The following is an 18,576-nucleotide window of genomic DNA, read 5'->3' as shown; positions in this document are numbered from 1 at the left end:
CATTAGTTTGCTCTCTTTTTAATATCTATAATCTTTAAAATTTTATCGTTTTGATTATAAAAGTCTTCCCCAATTGTGAATATTATGTCTATGTTGTAGCCATCTTTAATGCCTAGTTCTTGAATATTTTGAGTTCCGTTAAAGTAAATAGCTCTGTAATAATCCGTATTACTTTTAATTTTCATACTTATATGTTTTGAAGCTCCATTTTTATCAATTGTTCTGAGATCTTGAATGTACACATCTTCCATTGTTAGGACAAATTCTCTAAATCCATGCCCGTAGGGTTCAAACAAGTCTATTATTTTTAAAAGTTCTGTCTTCTCAAAGTCTTTAGGTATAATAGCATCAATGAGTATTGATGCCTCAGACAAATCACTGTATTCTACTTTTTCAAGAACCTGCTCAAGTTCTTTAATAAATTCATTTAGTACGTTCTCATAGAGTGTAAATCCAGCGGCAGCTTTGTGTCCTCCAGAATTTATGATTAAATAACTTGGTATCATTGAGATTAACTCTTTTGAGTTTACCTTATCGTTTGATCTTATTGAACCTTTAATTATATTTCCTTGTTTTGTTAAGAAAACAGCAACTTTCTGATAATAAGAAGAGAGTCTTGTTGCCATTCGAGAACTAATACCTTTTGGAGTATCTTTGTCGTAACATACTATGAATTTATCATTTTTGAAAATGGTATTCTCGTTATGTGTGTTCCAAGATACATCTTCTTTGCGTTTCCTTAAAATATTTATGTTTTTAATTTCTTTAAACTTATTTTCTAGGCTACCTATATCTTCGGTTAATAGAAAGTTAATTGTAATGTCTGCTTTCTCAAGCCTTCCTGTTGAATTTAATATTGGAGCAATCTTGAAAGCAATATCTGTTGAACTTATTATTGGCTTTGTTAATATGTTAGCATCTTTTAATAGGTAATTAATGGCGAATCTTTCTCTTAGTGCAATTTCTTTAAGCCCTTCTTTTACAACTATGCGATTTTCATTAATAATGGGCATATTATCAGAAATGGTTCCTATTGCAACAAATTTAAGTCTTTTTAGACATTTTTTTAATAAATCTTTATTTGCTTCAAATATAATATTATAGAATACATAATACAGTTTTTCTTTGATGTCAGTTTCTTTATATTTAAAATACTTGGTAATTTGCATGAGTTCTTTTAGTGTTTTTCTAGCAAATTTTGGATATTTTTTTACAAAATCTTCGCTAATGTCAATTGTTTCAATATCTATTGATTGATTAAAGAATTCATTGAGAAGCTGATTTTGTTCATCTTTATTAAAAACAACGATGTATTTACTGGCTGAAAATTCTTCTAACTTATTGATATTGATTTGTAAATCCTTATTACTCTCTAGCATGAGATGTTTTTTAAGAATATAATTGTTTATTTCTATTGCATTAAGGATTATGTTATTACTTATTTTTTCTAAGAACAAAAACACAATTTGTTTGTTATAAAGGTTAGTAGTGGATAGGTATAGTGCAAGGCATGCTTTGAAGCTAACATAGCATCCAGCTATTTCTTTGAAAGGAGAGAGATCATTTTTTAAATGGGGGTTGATAATGATATTTTCTGTGTCAAGTTCTTTGTTTGGCAGATGGTGATCTGTAATGATTACTTCTATGTTTTTTGATCTTGCATAATTTGCTTCTTCAATATTAGAAATTCCACAATCAACAGTAATTATTACTGATATTTTATCTTCAAATGCTTTGTCAATTAACTCTTTTGTAATGCCATAAAATTCTCCATTAGAGGGTATCTTATAGGTTACATTAATTCCAAAATCTTTAAGGGTTTCATACATTATGATTGTAGCAGTGATTCCGTCAGCGTCTTTGTCGCCAAATATTAATACATTTTCATTCTCTTCAATAGCTTCATTGATTCTGTAGATGAATCTGTCTATGTTCTTTAATAAGAATGGATTGTGCATTAAATTTACACTACTTTCAATAAAGAATAGAAAGTCTTCTTCTTTAATGTCTCGTCTCAGTAGTAATGTTGATTCAAGAAGGCTAATATTATATTTCTTTGCAATATTAATTATGTCTTCTTTTTTTATATCAAGTTCTTTTTTTTTCCAAATTTTCATTTCTTGTTCCAGTGTGATTTATTTAGAGTAATATTTTTTCAAATTCTGTATTTATCTTATTTTTTAACATAAATTCAATAAGTGCTTTTGATTTGCTATTTAAATTTACATTTAGAGTTGAGCATATGCCCTTTTGAGTTGTAAATTCTAAATATTTAAAACTTCCCGTGTTGATATAGTGATTTTTATTGTTAGTACAATTTATACAATTAAAACCATTCATGTGAATATCATAATAATAATTATTTTCTATTTGATTACTACATTTAAAACATGACTTTGATAAGTAGAGGAATCCCTTTATTATGAGAAATCTTATTTTATATTGCAAGTCAATTAAGTTTGCTTCTTTTAAGCTTGAAGTGTTGAGGCTCTCTGTAGCTTCTGTAAATAGCTGAAAACATTCCCCATCATCAAAGCTTAAATTAATGAGCTTTGCCCAAAGATTGATGATTAGTAGTTTTTCATATATTAAATCTTTAAGAATAAATTCTTCGTCATTGACTTCTAATATTTTGCATAAATTATTTTCTTTTACTATTTCAAAATTGGCCTTTACTAAGTTATTAATGTTTGATTTAAATTTTTTTATAGTAGAGCTGTAGACTATTGTATTAGTAATTCCTTTTGAATGGAATAAGTTTAATAAGTAATAATTCTTTTTGTGATACAAATTTGTTATGATGGCATTGATTTTATTAAACTGCATTATACATTATTGTATAATAAAAATTTGTTATTAAATGAATTCTTATAAAAATTTTCTTTTGTTATAATTAAGCTTTAAGGAGATTTAATCTTATATGGAAGAAGTAGAAAATACTAATTTGAAGGGTAAAAAGCGTTCAAAAAATTCTGCTGGAATTTTGCCTCATTTTGATAAGCCTGTGAGAGTGCCTTTGATTGCAGTTCCATCACATCCTATATTTCCAGGCATGTTTATTCCAATTATTATCGTTTCTGATACTGATATTAAGGCTATTGATTATGTTATTAAAGGAAATGGTATTGTCTCCTTATTTGTTTTGCGTGATAAATTTTTAGAAAAAACCGGGGATAAGAATGATGGAGTGCATATCAATTATAAAAAAGACATTTATTCTGTTGGTATTACAGCTAAGATAGTAAAAAAGATTAATCTTCCTGATGGTGGATATAATATTTTTGTTTCAACTATTGACAGAGTTAGGTTTGTTAAGGTTGTCCTTAATAAAGATTTTCCGATAATTGAAGTTGATTATTTAAAGCAGATTCCGGTTAAAAAGGATGATATTCAGTCAAAGGCAATCTATAGTAGCATTTTGATTAGGACTAAAGAGATATTCTCACATAGGAAGATGCCTGAAATTCAGTTAAACATGGTAAATATTGAGGATAAGGGTAGGTTGTGTGATGTTGTTGCGGGAATGATTGCATCGTCAAAGGATTCTCATCAGGAGGTGCTTGAGACTTTAGGCGTGAAGGAAAGACTTAAAAAAGTTTTAGAGCTAATTTATGAAGAACTAAATTTAATTGAGATTCAAAATAAAATTGCCAAAGGTATTCAGGAAAAGTTAGAAAAACAGCAAAAAGAGTTCTTTTTAAAGGAGCAGCTTAAAGCTATTAAGGCTGAGCTTGGCGTGGCAGATGACAAGAATAGTGAATTTGTAAAACTTAAAACCAAGATTCATTCTTTAGCATTAAAGGGGGAAGCTTTAGAAACAGTTGAAAGAGAACTTGAAAAGTTTTCATTTCTTGAGACAAATTCATCGGAGTACATTGTAGTTAGGAATTATCTTGAACTTATTACTAGCCTTCCTTGGGGAGGACTTAAAATTGATTTCGATAAGTTTGATTTGCAGAAAGCGAAAAAGGTCTTAGATAAAACGCATTATGGCATGATGGAAGTTAAAGATAGAATTATTGAATATGTTTCTGTCCTTAAATTAAGAAAATCTCAAAAGGGGGCTATTATGCTTTTAGTTGGACCTCCTGGAGTGGGTAAGACTTCAATAGGAATGGCTATTGCGGAAGTGCTTAGGACAAAATTTTTTAGATTCTCTGTAGGTGGCATGAGGGATGAATCAGAGATTAAGGGGCATAGGAGAACTTATGTTGGTGCATTACCTGGAAAGATTATTCAAGGACTAAGGATTACGAAGACAAAGTCTCCTGTTTTTTTAATAGATGAGATTGATAAGGTTTCTGCATCAAATTATGGTGATCCATTCTCAGTGCTTCTTGAAGTTTTGGATCCTGAGCAAAACATTAATTTTAGAGACCATTATCTTGATTTACCTTTTGATGTTTCTAATGTTTTTTTTATTCTGACAGCTAATTCTATTGAGACAATACCTACACCTTTGCTAAATAGGATGGAAGTAATTGAGCTTTCGGGATATGTTGATGATGATAAGATAGAGATAGCAAGGAAATATTTAATACCGAAGGTTTTAAGAGAAAATGGAGTTAGTAAAGACTCTTTGAAATTTCAGGGATCAGCTCTTGTTCAGATCGCCAGGGAATACGCAAGAGATAACGGAGTTAGAAATTTTGAAAAGTATTTAAAAAAGATTGTTCGAAAAGTTGCAAGAAAGCTTGTTGAGAATGGAGCTATTCAATCGTACCAGATATCTAGAGAGAATTTGGAAGAATATATTGGTGTTCCTGTATTTAGAAAAGAAGAATTCTTAAATAAGACTATGTCTCCAGGTATGGTTATGGGACTTGCGTGGACTAATTATGGTGGTTCAACCTTAATAATTGAGACTGTAAAAACTGAGGCTAAGGCTTCTGCTATTAAGTTGACTGGTAGACTTGGAGATGTTATGAAAGAATCCGCAAACATTGCATTTACTTATGTGAATAGCATGAGAGCTAATCTTCAGTTGAACAAGACTTTTTTTGAAAAATATATGATTCATTTACATATTCCAGAGGGTGCGACTCCAAAGGATGGACCATCGGCTGGGATTACTATTGCTAGTGCTTTTATTTCTCTTGCTCTTAATAAAACAGTAAGGCCTAATTTGGCTATGACTGGAGAACTATCATTAACAGGGAATGTAATGGCTATTGGAGGGCTTAAAGAGAAAATAATTGCTGCTAAGAGAAGTGGTGTTGAGCATATTATTATTCCTAGATCAAATAAAGTGGATCTTGATGAGATACCTATTAATATCAAAAGTGGAATTAATTTCCATCTTGTAAATAACATGAGCGAAGTTATTAAATTATTATTTTAGGATTTGAAATCATTTTACTTAAACTTACTATGCTTTTATAGTTTTATTATGTAACTTTAGTGTTTTAACTGTGGGCTTAAATAGATAAATTAGCAATGGGAGTAGTGTTAATGATGCAAGGGATGTGGTGATCATTGTAAAGGCTATAATTGCACCAAGTGTTGCGATTATTTTGTAGGTAGAGAATAATAATGTTAAGAATCCTATGCCTACTGATATTGAATTTGCAAGAATTCCATTAAATACAATAGGAATTGATTTAAGTAAAGCCTTTTTATAATCCTTAATTTTTTGATAATTTAATATGAATGCATTAAAAAAGTGAATTGAGTAGTCCACTCCTACGCCCATACTAACGGATGCAATGGTTGCTGTTGCAGGGTTTAGTGTTATGCCAAAAAGTCTCATTACGGCAAAATTTAAGAATACTGACCATGCCACTGGGATTGCAATTATTATTCCAGTTCTAATAGATTTAAAGAATAATATTAGCAATATTGTTATTGCACTAAGTGTTGTAATAATATTCGTAATTTGTTCTACCACCATAGTTTTAGATATGAGTATTTTGTCATATGCTCCTGAGAAATGATATTCATATCCTGGCATATGTTCTTTAAGTAAATTGTTAGCATAGTCGGCAAAATTTTTTATCTCTGCAGATGAATTTTTGTCAATTCTTACAATAATTGATATTTGAGACCAATCATCATTGACATACATCGTTGTCATTTTTTTAATAGAATTGCTTCTGCTGATTAAGAGTATTAGTTTATTTAATATAGATTGATTTTCAGGAAGTCTATATTCTTTTGGATTTTCTTTTTTGAATTTGAAGTTCATAAATCTTATAATTCCGTTTATGGAAATGGCTTGTGTTTTATCAGTGTATATGTCGATCTTGTCTGTAATTAAATCCAAATTTTGCATGATTTTTGCGTTTTTAAATTCATCAGGCTTTCCCTTAATTTCAATTTTGACAATAGACATTCCTCCTATCTCTCTTTGCATTAAATTTAACGTTTGTTTTACACTTGTATGCTCTTGAAAATAATCTTTCTCATCAAAGTTAATTTCTATATTGAGGAGACCTACAATTGATATTGATAGAATAATTAGAGTTATGATAGATGAGATATACTTATGATTTAGCATCCATTCTGTGATTGTTTGATTGATTAGTGCACATCTGTCAAGTAGGCAATGTTTAAATTTTTTATTTTCTTTGCTTCTTATATGCTTAAATGGGATTTGAACTAGTATTCCAGGTAATACTAAAAGGGACATAACCATTGCAATAATTACTCCTACTGCCATAAAAATGCCCATTGCTCTGTATGCATGAATTGATGAGGCCATTAGTGACAGAAAACCAAAAGCGGTTGTAAGAGAGGTTAAAAGTATTGGCACTCTGAGTGTTTTTATTGTAGCTATTACAGTCTTCTCAGAGAAAGGTTCTTTTTTTATTCTCTTTAATATTCCATTGATTATATGTACGGCGTCAGCACATCCGATTGAGATAAGTAACACAATCATCGTAGTTTCTGGAACAGTAATTGGAGACTTTACAAAACCTTTGATGCCGAAAGTCCAAATTAGTGCAAATGTTGCAATGAGTACAGGAATTATTGCTCCTAGTACATTGCCTACAATGACATAAAGCGATAAAATTACAACAAGAGTCGCTAAGGGACCTAGAAATTTGAAGTCGTCAACCATGTAGTTGAGTATTTTTTCCCTTACTACAAGATCCCCTGTTAAGTAAAGTTTAAGATCATCAGTTTCATAATTTTTAATTACAGCTTCCATTTCCTCAAGTTCACTTTTTAAGCTTCGGCTAAAATCTACTTTATCACTTTCTGTTGGGACGATTATGAAATATATTAAAGTTTCATCATTGTTTAGAAATAAATTCCTTACGAATGATGTTGAATTTACTTTTTTTCTTATCTCAACCACGTCCTCGTCTGTGTATGTATCTTTTTTAAACTGTGGAAAATAAGTGAATATACTTGTAACAGAGTTGGGTGGTACCTTTAATATACTAACTATGTCATTTGCTACTTTATTAATTTTGCTAAAGGTTTCTTTAGTAAAGATGCTTTTTTTGTCTTCAAATATTACTATTGTTGATAAGAGTGAATTACTTTCGTCTATATTTATTATTCTTTCAGTTTCTTTGGTTTTTGGAATAAGTTTTAGAATATTTGAATCAAATTCTATGTTTTTTAAAAAAAATCCTAGATTAATTGTTATTAATGCAAATACTAAAAATATGAAGACTCTGTATCTAATACTTAGATTTTCCAAATCCATTGTCTGCCTCTTTATCTTGTTACTATATTTATAAGTTTATCCTTAACCGTGACTATCTTTAGTATTTCTTTGTTTTCTAGATTTTGCATGATTTTATTATTTTTTAGTGCAATTTCTTTAAGAGTTTCTTCATTTATTCCCTTATTTAAGATAATTTTATCTCTTATTTTACCATTGACTTGCAACACAATTTCTTTTTCATAGTCAATAATGAGATTTGGATCATATTGAGGCCACTTTGCAGTTTTAAATATACTAGGCCTTTCACCCATGTATTCCCACAATTCTTCGCCTAAGTGAGGTGCAAATGGCGATAGGATAATAGTAAGAGGCTTAAAAATTTCTAAGTAGTTTTTATCATGTTTTAAAAGATCGTTTATTAATATCATTAACGATGATATTGCAGTGTTAAAATTTAGATTTTCTATATCTTCTGTTACTTTTTTTATTGTTTTATGAAGTTCAGATACTATATCTTTTGGGGCTACCTCTTTTGTTAGTTCCTTTCTCTTAAGAGTCCAGATTTTGTTTAAAAATCTGAAAATTCCAATGAGGCCTTTTGTATTCCAAGGTTTTGAATCAGTTAAAGGACCCATGAACATTTCATAGATTCTCATTGAATCTGCGCCATATTCCTTAATAATATCATCTGGATTTACTATATTTTTTAATGATTTTGACATTTTCGCAACTATTTGTTTTAGTTCCTTTTTATTGCTTTTGGAAAAAAATTTATTGTCTCGTTCTTCCACCTCGTCATTAGGAATTAAAATACCATTATTGTCTTGATATGCAAATGACGTTATCATACCTTGATTTATGAGCTTCTTAAAAGGTTCCTTTGTATTAACATATCCTAGATCATAGAGTACTTTGTGCCAAAATCTTGCGTAGAGTAGGTGTAATACGGAGTGCTCAGCGCCACCAATGTAAAGGTCAACAGGCATCCAGTAATTAATTTTTTCTTTGCTTGCAAATTCTTTTTCATTGGTTGGATCAAGATAACGCATATAATACCAGCAGGAACCTGCCCATTGAGGCATAGTGTTTGTTTCTCTTTTATATGCTTTCCCATTATGTTTAACATTAACCCATTCCTTAGATCTTGCCAAAGGAGATTCACCTGTGCCTGATGGCTTATAATTTTCTATTTCTGGAAGTCTTAAAGGCAATTCGTCTTCTTCCAATGGTATTTCATTTAAGTCGTCATCAAGCATAATAGGAATGGGCTCACCCCAATATCTCTGCCTTGAGAAAATCCAGTCTCTCAGTTTATAGTTGACCTTTTTTTGACCCTTTTTGTTTTCAGTAAGCCATTCTATTACTTTGCGTTTTACTTCGGCAGTTTGTAGGGTATTAAATCCTTCAGGTGTGTTAATTGAAATTCCGTCTTCGATTACTGGTTTTTCCAATATGCTGTTATTTCCTGTTTTTGAGACCACTTGTTTTATTTCTAGATTATATTTTTTTGCAAATCCAAAATCTCTTTCATCATGTGCTGGGACACCCATCACAGCGCCAGTTCCGTAAGTTCCAAGTACATAGCTACCTATCCAGATTGGAATTTCTTCTTGAGTTATTGGGTTTATAGCATATGCACCCGTGAAGACCCCTGTCTTATCTTTTTCAAGGGAAGTTCTTTCAAGATCACTTTTAAGGGATTCTCTACTTCTGTATTCTGATATAATAGCCTTAAGCTCATCTTTTGTTATTCTTTCTACTATAGTACTCTCTGGTGCGAGTACTAAGTATGTTATTCCAAAGAGTGTGTCTGGTCTTGTCGTAAATACTTTTATCTTCTCTTCACTTTCCTTTACTTCAAATTCGATCTCAACTCCTGTTGATTTTCCAATCCAATTTTTCTGCATTTCCTTAACAGATTCAGGCCAGTCGAGCTCTTCGAGATCCTCAATTAGTCTATCTGCGTATTCTGTGATTTTTAATATCCATTGCCTTAATAGTTTTCTCTCTACCTTATGGAGGCCTCGTTCGGATTTTGGACCGTGAGGTGTTTGAAGAACTTCTTCATTTGACAGTACTGTTCCAAGATCAGGACAGTACCAAACAGGCATTTCTTTTGTGTAAGCCAAACCTTTTTTATATAATTTTAAAAAGATCCATTGTGTCCATTTATAGTAACTCTCGTCGTGAGTTCTAATTTCTCTATCCCAATCGTATGCGAATCCTAATGCTTTAATTTGTTTTCTAAATCTTGCAATGTTTTCTTCTGTTATTTTTTTGGGATGCTCTCCCGTTTGTATTGCATAATTCTCTGCGGGTAGTCCAAAACTATCGAATCCTATTGGATGGAGTACATTAAACCCATTTAAGAATTTGTATCTTGATACTATATCAGTTGCAGTGTAACCTTCCGGGTGGCCGACATGAAGTCCATTAGCGGAAGGGTAGGGAAACATATCAAGAATGTAAACCCTTTTCTCCTTAGGAATACTAAGATCTTCCTCAGCTCTATATGTTTTATTTTGATCCCAATAATGCTGCCATTTTTTTTCTATTTTCTTAAAGTTGTATTCAAGCATCTAATCTCTCAGTAAATAAAAGCATTATTGTTAAGACTCCTACACCATTTTAATATTCTATAGCTATTTTATTGAAAAGTAAATTGATGTTTGAATCTTTGGATAACCTTAATTTTATGTAGGATTTTTTCTTAAAATATGCTGTGGACTGGACTTGAACCAGCACGAGCTTTCACCCACTAGCCCCTCAAGCTAGCGTGTCTACCACTTCCACCACCACAGCGTATAAATATTATATTTTTTATTCAAAATGTTTGTCAACTTTTTGTATTTTTTTTCCCCTTATAATATAAATAATTAATAACACTATTGCTAGTATGATAAATGCTAATAATAGTATTATTTTGATTTTAGATAATATCACTTTAAAGGATCCGCCTATTTTAAAACTTAATGTAAAGTAAATTGTGATTGATACCATAGCTGCAAAAAAGTCAGCTACGATAAAATGAATGGGTCGCATGTTACCCATTCCTGCTGCCATAAATATTGCATTTCTTATTCCAAATGGAATAAATCTCCCAAAGAATAGAGTTAAACTTCCGTATTGCCCATAATAGTAATTCATTTTATCGATGATTTTGTTTGCTTTTGTTTTTTGTTTCAATAATTTGTCTACTAAAAATCTTCCTATATAGAATGAAACTATGTCGCCAAGATAGGCTCCCCAAAAAATTCCTAGAAATATTAAGATTGTGTATTCATTTTTTCGGCTAGAAAGTACTCCGCCCATTATTACTATTGCGTCCTCAGAGATTGGAATATTCAAGCCCGCAAGGATAAGTAGTACAAAAAATACTATTGGGGCATAAGCTATATTTAAGTCTATAAATTCTAGTATTATATGCACAACTGACCCGTTATTTTTTCCCTGTTGTGTAATTTAGGTATATGCTAACTAAGATTATGTATGTAAGGTAAAAAAATATTAATATTTTTGATACATCTAAATAGACTTCTGGCAATCTTGCAAAGATTGTAAGGATTATTGTGAAAGAAGTTATTATTGTTAAAAAAATTGTTAAATACTTAAATTCTTTTGTTTTTGTTGGGTAAATAAATTTAATAGGTGCGAAACTGAGAGCAATACATGCTAGTATGATAATAAGATTTGTAATTTCTTTTACAGTAAAGATTATGTTAAAAATTATTAGAAAATTCCATAAGGATGGAAATCCTCTAAAGTAATCATCGCTAGTTTTTGAATCTGTTCTTGAAAATTGGTATGCTGATGCAAATAAAATTCCAATACAAATCATTATTTTGTATTCATTTCTTATGAAGTTGCCGTAATAAAGAAATATTGTGGGAATAAATGTGTAGTTTATATAGTCTACAATATTGTCCAGTAAAGCACCGTCTATTGTTGGTATTAAGTCTTTTACCTTAAATTTTCTTGCTAGTGTTCCATCAATTCCATCAATAAAGAGCCCAATAATTGTAAGATTTAATAAAAGGGAATAATCTCCATTTATTATGGAGATTATTGAATAAAGACTAACTATTAGTCCAGAGGCCGTTAAAATATGTACTGTCCAAGCTAAAATAAGATTTAAGTTTTTCAAAAACTCGCTCCTTTATTAGAATAATTTCTTCACATTCTCGAGACGTTCTTTAAATATATTAATTGTATTTTTTATTGTTGATTTTAAAGTTAAATCAACTTCGGCAACTTTTAAAGATTCCAAGGGATATTTTGAACCTCCTGTCTTTAAAAATCCTATGTAATTTTTAGTTGCATCTTTTTTGTTATTCTTTATATTTTCATATATCAAAAGAGCTGCTGTAATTCCTGTTGCATATTGATATACATAGAATGGTGAGTAGAAATGAGGGATTCTAAGGCATTCAAGAGGGCTATTTTCTTCAAACTTAAGACTTGGGCCGAAATATTTTTTAAGTAAGAGTGTGTAAGTTGTTTTTAGTGTATCTTTTACCACTGGTTCGTCTTTATTAATCATTTCATGAATAATATATTCAAATTCAGCAAACATTGTTTGTCTAAAGAATGTTGCAAGTAAGTCATCGATTTGGCTTAGTTTAATATATTTTATTTTTTCAATATCTTTTTCGCTCTTGAGTAGGTAGTCTGCAAGTATTTGTTCATTTACTGTGGATGCTATTTCTGCTTCAAAAATAGAATATCGATAGTGAGGAAATGGATTATTTTTGATGCTGAAGTAAGAATGCATGGAATGTCCGGCCTCATGAGCCAAGGTGAACATTTCTCTTATTGATTCATCTTTGTAGTTCATTAGTATATAAGGTTTGCCATTGTACGAGCCAGCACTAAAAGCACCTGATCTTTTTCCTTTATTCTCATATATGTCAACCCAACGCTCTTCAAAAAATCCTTTTCTAAGCACTTCGGTATACTCACTTCCTAATATTTCAAGAGAGTTTAAGATTATATCACAAGATTCTTTGAAGGAATTTTTAAATTTAGTGTCTTTTGTTAGAGGAACATAAACATCATAGTGGTTAAGATAATCTTGTTTGAGTGCGTTTTTTCTAAATTCGTAATATTCATGAAGTACGGACAAGTTTTCATTAACTGTTTCAATTAAATTTGTATAAACTTTCTTGTCAATATTGTTTTGAAAAAGATTCATTGAAATAGTGTCTTCAAATTTTCTTGTTTTGGCCAAAAATTTATTTTTATTTATATCAGCAATTAAAATGCTGGCTAATGTATTTTCATGTTTTTTATATTCTTTGTAAAATTTTATGAAAGCTTCTCTTCGTATTTCTTGATTTTCATTCTGAAGGAATAAGCTGTAGGTGGAATTAGTTAAAGGCTTGCCATCAATTTCACCAAATACCATGTCGGCATTTGTTAATGAAGAGAATATATCATTATAAGATGAATAAAGAGATGTGTAGTTGGCAAGTATTTTCTCTTCGCTTTCACTTAAAATGTGCTCTTTTGATCTGAGTATTTTTTCAATGGCTATTTTTTTATCTTTAAGTTCTATGTCCTCAAGCCACTCTTTTATTTGTCTTAGATCTGTTTTTAATATTTTGGGAATAAAAAATGAAATAGCATTGGATGCTTCTGTTTCTAGGTTAACATTCATTGCACGAAGCTCATTTGAGTTTTTATCACTTATATCTGTTTCTAGTTGGATATGAGTATAATATGTTGTTCGCTCCAGTTCTTCTTCAATTTCATAATACTCATTTAACGCCTGCTTAAATATGTTAATATCAAATTCTAGATTTTCATATTTTTTGAAGTCTTGAAGCTTTAATTTTATTTCTTTGATTTTTTTTTTATATTCTTCGGCACTTGTAAATAGAGAAGATAAATCCCACTTATCATTTTCATTAACTTTGCATCTGTCTATCATTAAATTTTCTCCTTTAGTTTTAATGGACATCACCTGTAATAATTAATAATAACTATTTTAAATCTTTGCTTTTAAATTTACAATAAATCGCAAACTTTATGTGTGATATGATTACTAAATTTTGACCTTAAGCTAAGGATTGCGTTATAAATTCTTTAAATTTAGCAAATGCAATTCCTCTGTGAGATATTTTGTTTTTTTCTGAAAGACTCAGCCCACTTAGTCTTTCATTGTTATGAGTTAAAAAGATTGGGTCGTATCCAAATCCATTCTTTTGGTAGTAATCAAAATCCAGAGCGATGCTACCATGAAGCATACCTTCAAAGTTGGTTATTGCTCCATCTACAGAGATGTAGCTAACGCTACATACGAAATAAGCAGTTCTATTTTTTTTATGCTTCATTAAATCTATAATGAGTTGATTTTTTTCATTAGTGCTAAGTTTCTTTCCTAATTTATGTTTGTCATATCTTTTAGAATAAATTCCAGGTTCCAGATTTAAGGCTTCAATGCATAACCCAGAATCTTCACTAAAAACATGTTGTTTTCTACCCAGAATTTCAAATAAAGCTTTTGCTTTTAGTAAAGAATTTTCTTGAAAAGTTTTACCTGTCTCTTGTACATCAAAATTTTTAGGAATTTCTAGTTTAATGTTAGGTATATTTAAAATCTTTTTTACTTCATTTATTTTGTTTATATTAGTAGTTGCAAAAAATAATGTTTTCATTGTATATAATAGTAAATCATTTGTGTTTGTTTGTATATTTTTAGTTGGGTTAGTGTGTGCTACCATTATAAGTATTTGTAGAGATTAATTTGTAAAATAATATGAGATAATGATTGGTTAGGAAGTAATTGTGATATTTAGTATCGCTTATCCAATAATTGATGTTTAATAAAAATTGCTAGGCTTGAAAATGGGTTTTAAGTGCTTTGGAAGCTTTACAAATTAGTGGTGAGGAATTTATGATGAAAGACAAAATAATATTTAAAATTATATTGTTTTTTAAGGGATTGGTTAAGGGGTTTTATGTAGGTTTTAATTCTTTCTTTAATCTCCTGAATAATGTTTATTCTTTTTTTAGACAAAATATTAGCTTTATGATTATTCCTCATGTTAAAGGAGATATTAGGAATATAAAAATTTCTTTCTTAACTTTATTTCTATTTTTTTTATTTTTTCTTGTTATTTTTGTGGGATTTGTTTTGCTTGCTGTTAATTATGTTACTCTTAAATCGATTGTTAAGTCTACTGAGAAGAATTATTCACTTGCGGAATCTGAGATTGAGGATTTTAGGAACACAGTTGTAGAAATTAATTCTGTTGCTGGTAATTTTTCTAAAATTTTAGATGAGCTTAGAGTTTCCTTAAAAATAAAGGAAAGTAATATTGATATGAGTCGGAACAAGTTAGATGGGGATCTTGCTGATTTTCTTGATTTGCAAGTATTGGATGCTAATGCAATCAAAGAATTGAGTGATCTTAAAAATGTTAAAGATACAATAGAGGGTTCAATTCCTCCTCTTAAGAGCATAGTTAAATTACTTCATTCTCAAAATAAATTACTAGATGATATTCCTTCGCTTTGGCCTATTGTTAAAGGTGATGGTATTATTTCTTTGCATTTTGGACCGGCTGTTGAGCCTTTTACTAGGCAGTGGTATATTCATAAGGGCATAGATCTTGCAGGGGTAAGAATTGGCACCGCTATTGTGGCAGCTGCTGATGGTGAGATTGTTAGAGCTAGTTATCAATCAACAGGTTATGGTAACTTTGTTCAAATTAAACATAAGTATGGACTCTCAACTCTTTATGCGCATATGTCTCGTTTAAATGCTACTAAGGGTTCCTATGTTAAGAAAGGGCAAATAATTGGCTTTCTTGGTCAGACGGGGTATTCAACAGGACCTCATCTTCACTATGAGGTTCGAATAGGGTCTCAAGTTGTAAATCCTGATATGTATTTAAATTTAGCAACGGGAGCTTCAAAATAGATGTTAAATTTTTTGAGTTTAAAAAAGAATAATAAAGTTTCTTCAACTTTTCTTTTTGATGAAATAAAGACAATAATTGGAAAGGATGATTTTTTTAAAGGGGAGTTAAATTCAAATAATTTTATTCGAATTGATGGTGATTTTATTGGAGCTATTAATTCTACTAAAAGGGTCATAGTTGGTGAAACAGGACGGATTAAGTCAAATATTAATGCTAATGAGGTTGTTGTTTCTGGGATAGTTCTTGGAAATATTCATGCTAGCAACAAAATTAAGATTTTTGGGTCAGGATGTATTATCGGGAATATTTCATGCAGATCAATTGAGGTTGAAGAGGGAGCTATTATTGATGGATATATGAATATTGGTACTGGAAGTCTTGGACTTGCTGAAAAAGATGTATTTATTTATACAGGTTCTTATAAGGTTGATGAGGATATTTTAATTGAAGTGAATAAGGGAATGAAGGGAAAGGAAGCAGATAGGAGTACTAAAGCTGATGAGGAAGGTAATTATTTGTTTAGTGGCATGAGTAAGATAGATGAAGATTAATAATTTAATTGCAGGAGCTTTAAATCTTGAGTCAAAAGATTATAAGAAGAGTAGGAAAAAAGTTGATATTGGCAGGCCAAGCGTCTTCTCTTCGATATTTAAATCTGAGCTTATAAGAGAAGACAAGCATTTTATCTTTCTTGAAAATGGGGAATTTAATCTTGATTTTATCAAGAATATGTTAGACGAGATCAACGATATTGGTGAAAGACTCTTAAGTGAGCCTTCTCGTCAAAATGTAATTTTTTATAAAAAAACTATAGCAGAATTTTTGTCTATTGTTTTGCCATCTTCTATTTCTATAAAAGAGCAAAAGGGAGGTAGTGTTGGAGAATTAAAGAGACCAAAATATCGTATTGTTAAAATTATTAATGAAAAGCTTGATAAGCTTGCATATTCGGTTTTGCAAAATCAAGGTTCTCAGATTAAACTTTTAAGTAGTCTTGAAGAAATTCAAGGGTTGCTTGTAAATTTGCTTAGATGAGGGCGAGATATGTACTTAAAGTTAAGTATTGTCGTTATGTTAAACCTACATGCTTTTTTAGATGATTAGGTCGTTAATTTATGAACTATGATGTCTTATGTCATTTAAATACTATGATTTGATTTTTATGAAATATGGTGTACACCTTGACAAGGTTTTATTTTTATATGGATATAGTTAAAGAAGGAGTGTTCTAAGTATGCAAGGTTTATGCATGTTTTATTCTTTAGTTATTCTGTTATTATTTCAAAGTTGTTATGCTGCCTTTATGTAAGATTAATAGGATTGGTAGAAAAATTGACACATCTTGTATAAAAGGGTAGCTAAAAGTAGCTGTTTGATTCTATAGAATAATAGGTTGATGGATACTTGAGAATGAAATATTTGAAAATAAGGAGGATTATTTGATACCCCCCTTTAACTAAACTAAATATTTTTTTGCTATCTCTGTAAAGCTTTTTATTTGTTCATTTTTCCATTCTTCAGATTTACCAAGTTTATGCATCATAATTTCAGCAATCCTTGGTGTAGCTTCAATTGTAGCTTTTGCATTCAGTAGCAGTGATCGGGTTCTTCTTGATAGTATGTCTTCTACAGTTTTTGCTTGTTCGAATTCAATAGCGAAGGATATTTGAGCTTCATTTAATGGTAAGTCTGCATGGATCTTATTATTAAAGCCTTCCATCTTACTTAAGGTTTGGAAATCACTTCCATAAACTCTAAAAGGCTCAGGCATGCTAAGTACCTCTTCCTTTTCTAGGTATCCGTGCAACTTTAAGTTTTCTGTAATAGAAGTTGAATTAGATATTAAGTTATTTTCTATTGCTTTTTTTAAGGTTTTCTCAGCCATCTTTCTGTAAGTAGTATATTTTCCACCAGCAATTGTAATAAGGTTTGAATCTGAGACAAATATTTTCTCGTCTCTTGATATTTTTGAGGTATTCTGCTCTCCTTGAGGATCGATGATTAGTGGCCTGATACCTGTATAAACACTTTGGACATCATTTCTGCTTATTTTATGATTTAGATAATTATTCATATTGTCTATTATAAATTTAATTTCACTTTCTAGACTCTTAGGCTCTTCCTCAATTTTGTCTATTGAGACATCTGTACTTCCGCAAACAATTCCATCATGCCAAGGTACAGCAAACAAAACTCGATTATCACTTGTCTTGGGGATAAGCATTGCGCAGTCTGTATTAAATTTATCTTTTTTAATTATTAAATGTGTTCCTTGAGAAGGTCTGATAATACTAGGTGCATTAGTATCATCTAACTTTCTAATCGCATCTGCAAAAATTCCTGTTGCATTGATTATGCAGTTACTCTTAATAATAGCTTCCTCTTCAGTCATTCTGTCTTTAATAACAGCACCTGATATTTTGCCATTCTCTTTGGTGAAACTTACAAGTTCTGCATAATTGAAAGCAAAACCACCTTTTTCAGTAAAAGTTCTAAGCATACTTATTGCCATTCTAGCATCGTCAAAAGAGTCATCATAATATACAACAGAGCATTTAAGACCCTCAGTTTTAATATTTGGAATTTTCTTTATTGTCTCAGATTTTGATAATAACCTTGTTTTATACTTAGACTTTTTATGCGATCCAAGAAGGTTATGATACCAGCTTAATCCGAGGTAGTAGTAAGGTAGACTTAAAATGTTGTATATAGGAGTAACAAAGGCACACTCATGAACTAAATGGGGTGCGTTTTGTTCAAGCAAAGCTTTCTCATGGAGTGCTTCTTTTACCAAAGGGATATTAAACTGAGCCAAATATCTTACTCCTCCATGTATTAACTTGGTTGATCTAGAGGATGTTCCTTTTGCATAGTCAAATTTTTCAATAAGTAAAGTTTTATATCCTCTAGTAATGGAATCTATTCCAATACCAAGACCAGTTGCTCCCCCACCAACTATTATTAAATCAAAGGCTTGATTATCAAGGTCTTTCAATTCTTTTTTATCATTTTTACTCATAAAAATTAAACATT

General features: G+C 30.5%; 13 protein-coding genes and 1 tRNA gene. 4 read left to right on the top strand and 10 right to left on the bottom strand.

Features of this window, described 5'->3' with window-relative positions; translation table 11 throughout:
• Positions 1–2: 2 nt before the first annotated feature.
• A complete protein-coding gene (recJ, locus tag CR532_RS01325; protein WP_108729045.1) occupies positions 3–2,117 on the bottom strand; it encodes a single-stranded-DNA-specific exonuclease RecJ in 2,115 nt (704 codons plus the stop codon).
• Positions 2,118–2,139: 22 nt separating this feature from the next.
• A complete protein-coding gene (locus tag CR532_RS01320) occupies positions 2,140–2,826 on the bottom strand; it encodes a hypothetical protein (protein ID WP_108729044.1) in 687 nt (228 codons plus the stop codon).
• A gap of 94 nt (positions 2,827–2,920) precedes the next feature.
• Here CR532_RS01320 and lon point away from each other — a divergent pair, with 94 nt between their 5' ends.
• A complete protein-coding gene (gene lon / locus CR532_RS01315) occupies positions 2,921–5,341 on the top strand; it encodes an endopeptidase La (protein WP_108729043.1) in 2,421 nt (806 codons plus the stop codon).
• A gap of 27 nt (positions 5,342–5,368) precedes the next feature.
• Here lon and CR532_RS01310 read toward each other — a convergent pair whose 3' ends face one another.
• The 7 genes from CR532_RS01310 to rdgB all read right to left on the bottom strand — a co-directional run bounded on the left by CR532_RS01310 (position 5,369) and on the right by rdgB (position 14,274).
• Positions 5,369–7,657 carry an efflux RND transporter permease subunit gene (locus tag CR532_RS01310; protein ID WP_108729042.1) on the bottom strand — a complete coding sequence of 763 codons (2,289 nt, stop codon included), beginning with the start codon at positions 7,655–7,657 and terminating at the stop codon, positions 5,369–5,371.
• A gap of 11 nt (positions 7,658–7,668) precedes the next feature.
• A complete protein-coding gene (gene leuS / locus CR532_RS01305; protein ID WP_108729041.1) occupies positions 7,669–10,197 on the bottom strand; it encodes a leucine--tRNA ligase in 2,529 nt (842 codons plus the stop codon).
• A gap of 139 nt (positions 10,198–10,336) precedes the next feature.
• Positions 10,337–10,420, bottom strand: a tRNA-Leu gene (locus CR532_RS01300).
• Between the two features lie 18 nt (positions 10,421–10,438).
• On the bottom strand, positions 10,439–11,047 hold the full coding sequence (locus CR532_RS01295) for a DedA family protein (RefSeq protein WP_108729040.1): 609 nt from the start codon (positions 11,045–11,047) through the stop codon (positions 10,439–10,441).
• 10 nt (positions 11,048–11,057) lie between these two features.
• Positions 11,058–11,762, bottom strand: a complete 705-nt coding sequence (gene pcsA / locus CR532_RS01290) for a phosphatidylcholine synthase (RefSeq protein WP_108729039.1) — start codon at positions 11,760–11,762, stop codon at positions 11,058–11,060.
• A 15-nt stretch (positions 11,763–11,777) separates the two neighbouring features.
• Positions 11,778–13,547 (bottom strand): oligoendopeptidase F, encoded by a 1,770-nt coding sequence (gene pepF, locus CR532_RS01285; protein WP_108729038.1) that lies wholly within the window; start codon positions 13,545–13,547, stop codon positions 11,778–11,780.
• A 127-nt stretch (positions 13,548–13,674) separates the two neighbouring features.
• Positions 13,675–14,274, bottom strand: coding sequence for an RdgB/HAM1 family non-canonical purine NTP pyrophosphatase (gene rdgB, locus CR532_RS01280; RefSeq protein ID WP_108729037.1), 600 nt, complete (start codon positions 14,272–14,274; stop codon positions 13,675–13,677).
• 242 nt (positions 14,275–14,516) lie between these two features.
• On the opposite strand from rdgB, the gene CR532_RS01275 reads away from it, so the two are divergent.
• Genes CR532_RS01275 through CR532_RS01265 form a run of 3 tightly spaced genes read left to right on the top strand, consistent with a single transcriptional unit; the run spans position 14,517 to position 16,578 of the window.
• A complete protein-coding gene (locus tag CR532_RS01275) occupies positions 14,517–15,542 on the top strand; it encodes a M23 family metallopeptidase (protein WP_108729607.1) in 1,026 nt (341 codons plus the stop codon).
• Positions 15,543–16,094 carry a bactofilin family protein gene (locus tag CR532_RS01270; protein WP_108729036.1) on the top strand — a complete coding sequence of 184 codons (552 nt, stop codon included), beginning with the start codon at positions 15,543–15,545 and terminating at the stop codon, positions 16,092–16,094.
• On the top strand, positions 16,084–16,578 hold the full coding sequence (locus tag CR532_RS01265) for a YaaR family protein (RefSeq protein ID WP_108729035.1): 495 nt from the start codon (positions 16,084–16,086) through the stop codon (positions 16,576–16,578). Before CR532_RS01270 ends, CR532_RS01265 begins: the two co-directional genes overlap by 11 nt.
• A 421-nt stretch (positions 16,579–16,999) precedes the next feature.
• On the opposite strand, the gene CR532_RS01260 is transcribed toward CR532_RS01265, so the two are convergent.
• Positions 17,000–18,562, bottom strand: coding sequence for a glycerol-3-phosphate dehydrogenase/oxidase (locus CR532_RS01260; protein ID WP_108729034.1), 1,563 nt, complete (start codon positions 18,560–18,562; stop codon positions 17,000–17,002).
• Positions 18,563–18,576: the final 14 nt, after the last annotated feature.

This window comes from Candidatus Borreliella tachyglossi (assembly GCF_003076595.1).
GTDB classification, from domain to species: domain Bacteria; phylum Spirochaetota; class Spirochaetia; order Borreliales; family Borreliaceae; genus Borrelia; species Borrelia tachyglossi.
Note: the sequence above shows the minus strand (reverse complement) of the source record. Positions and strands in the feature narration are given on the sequence as shown.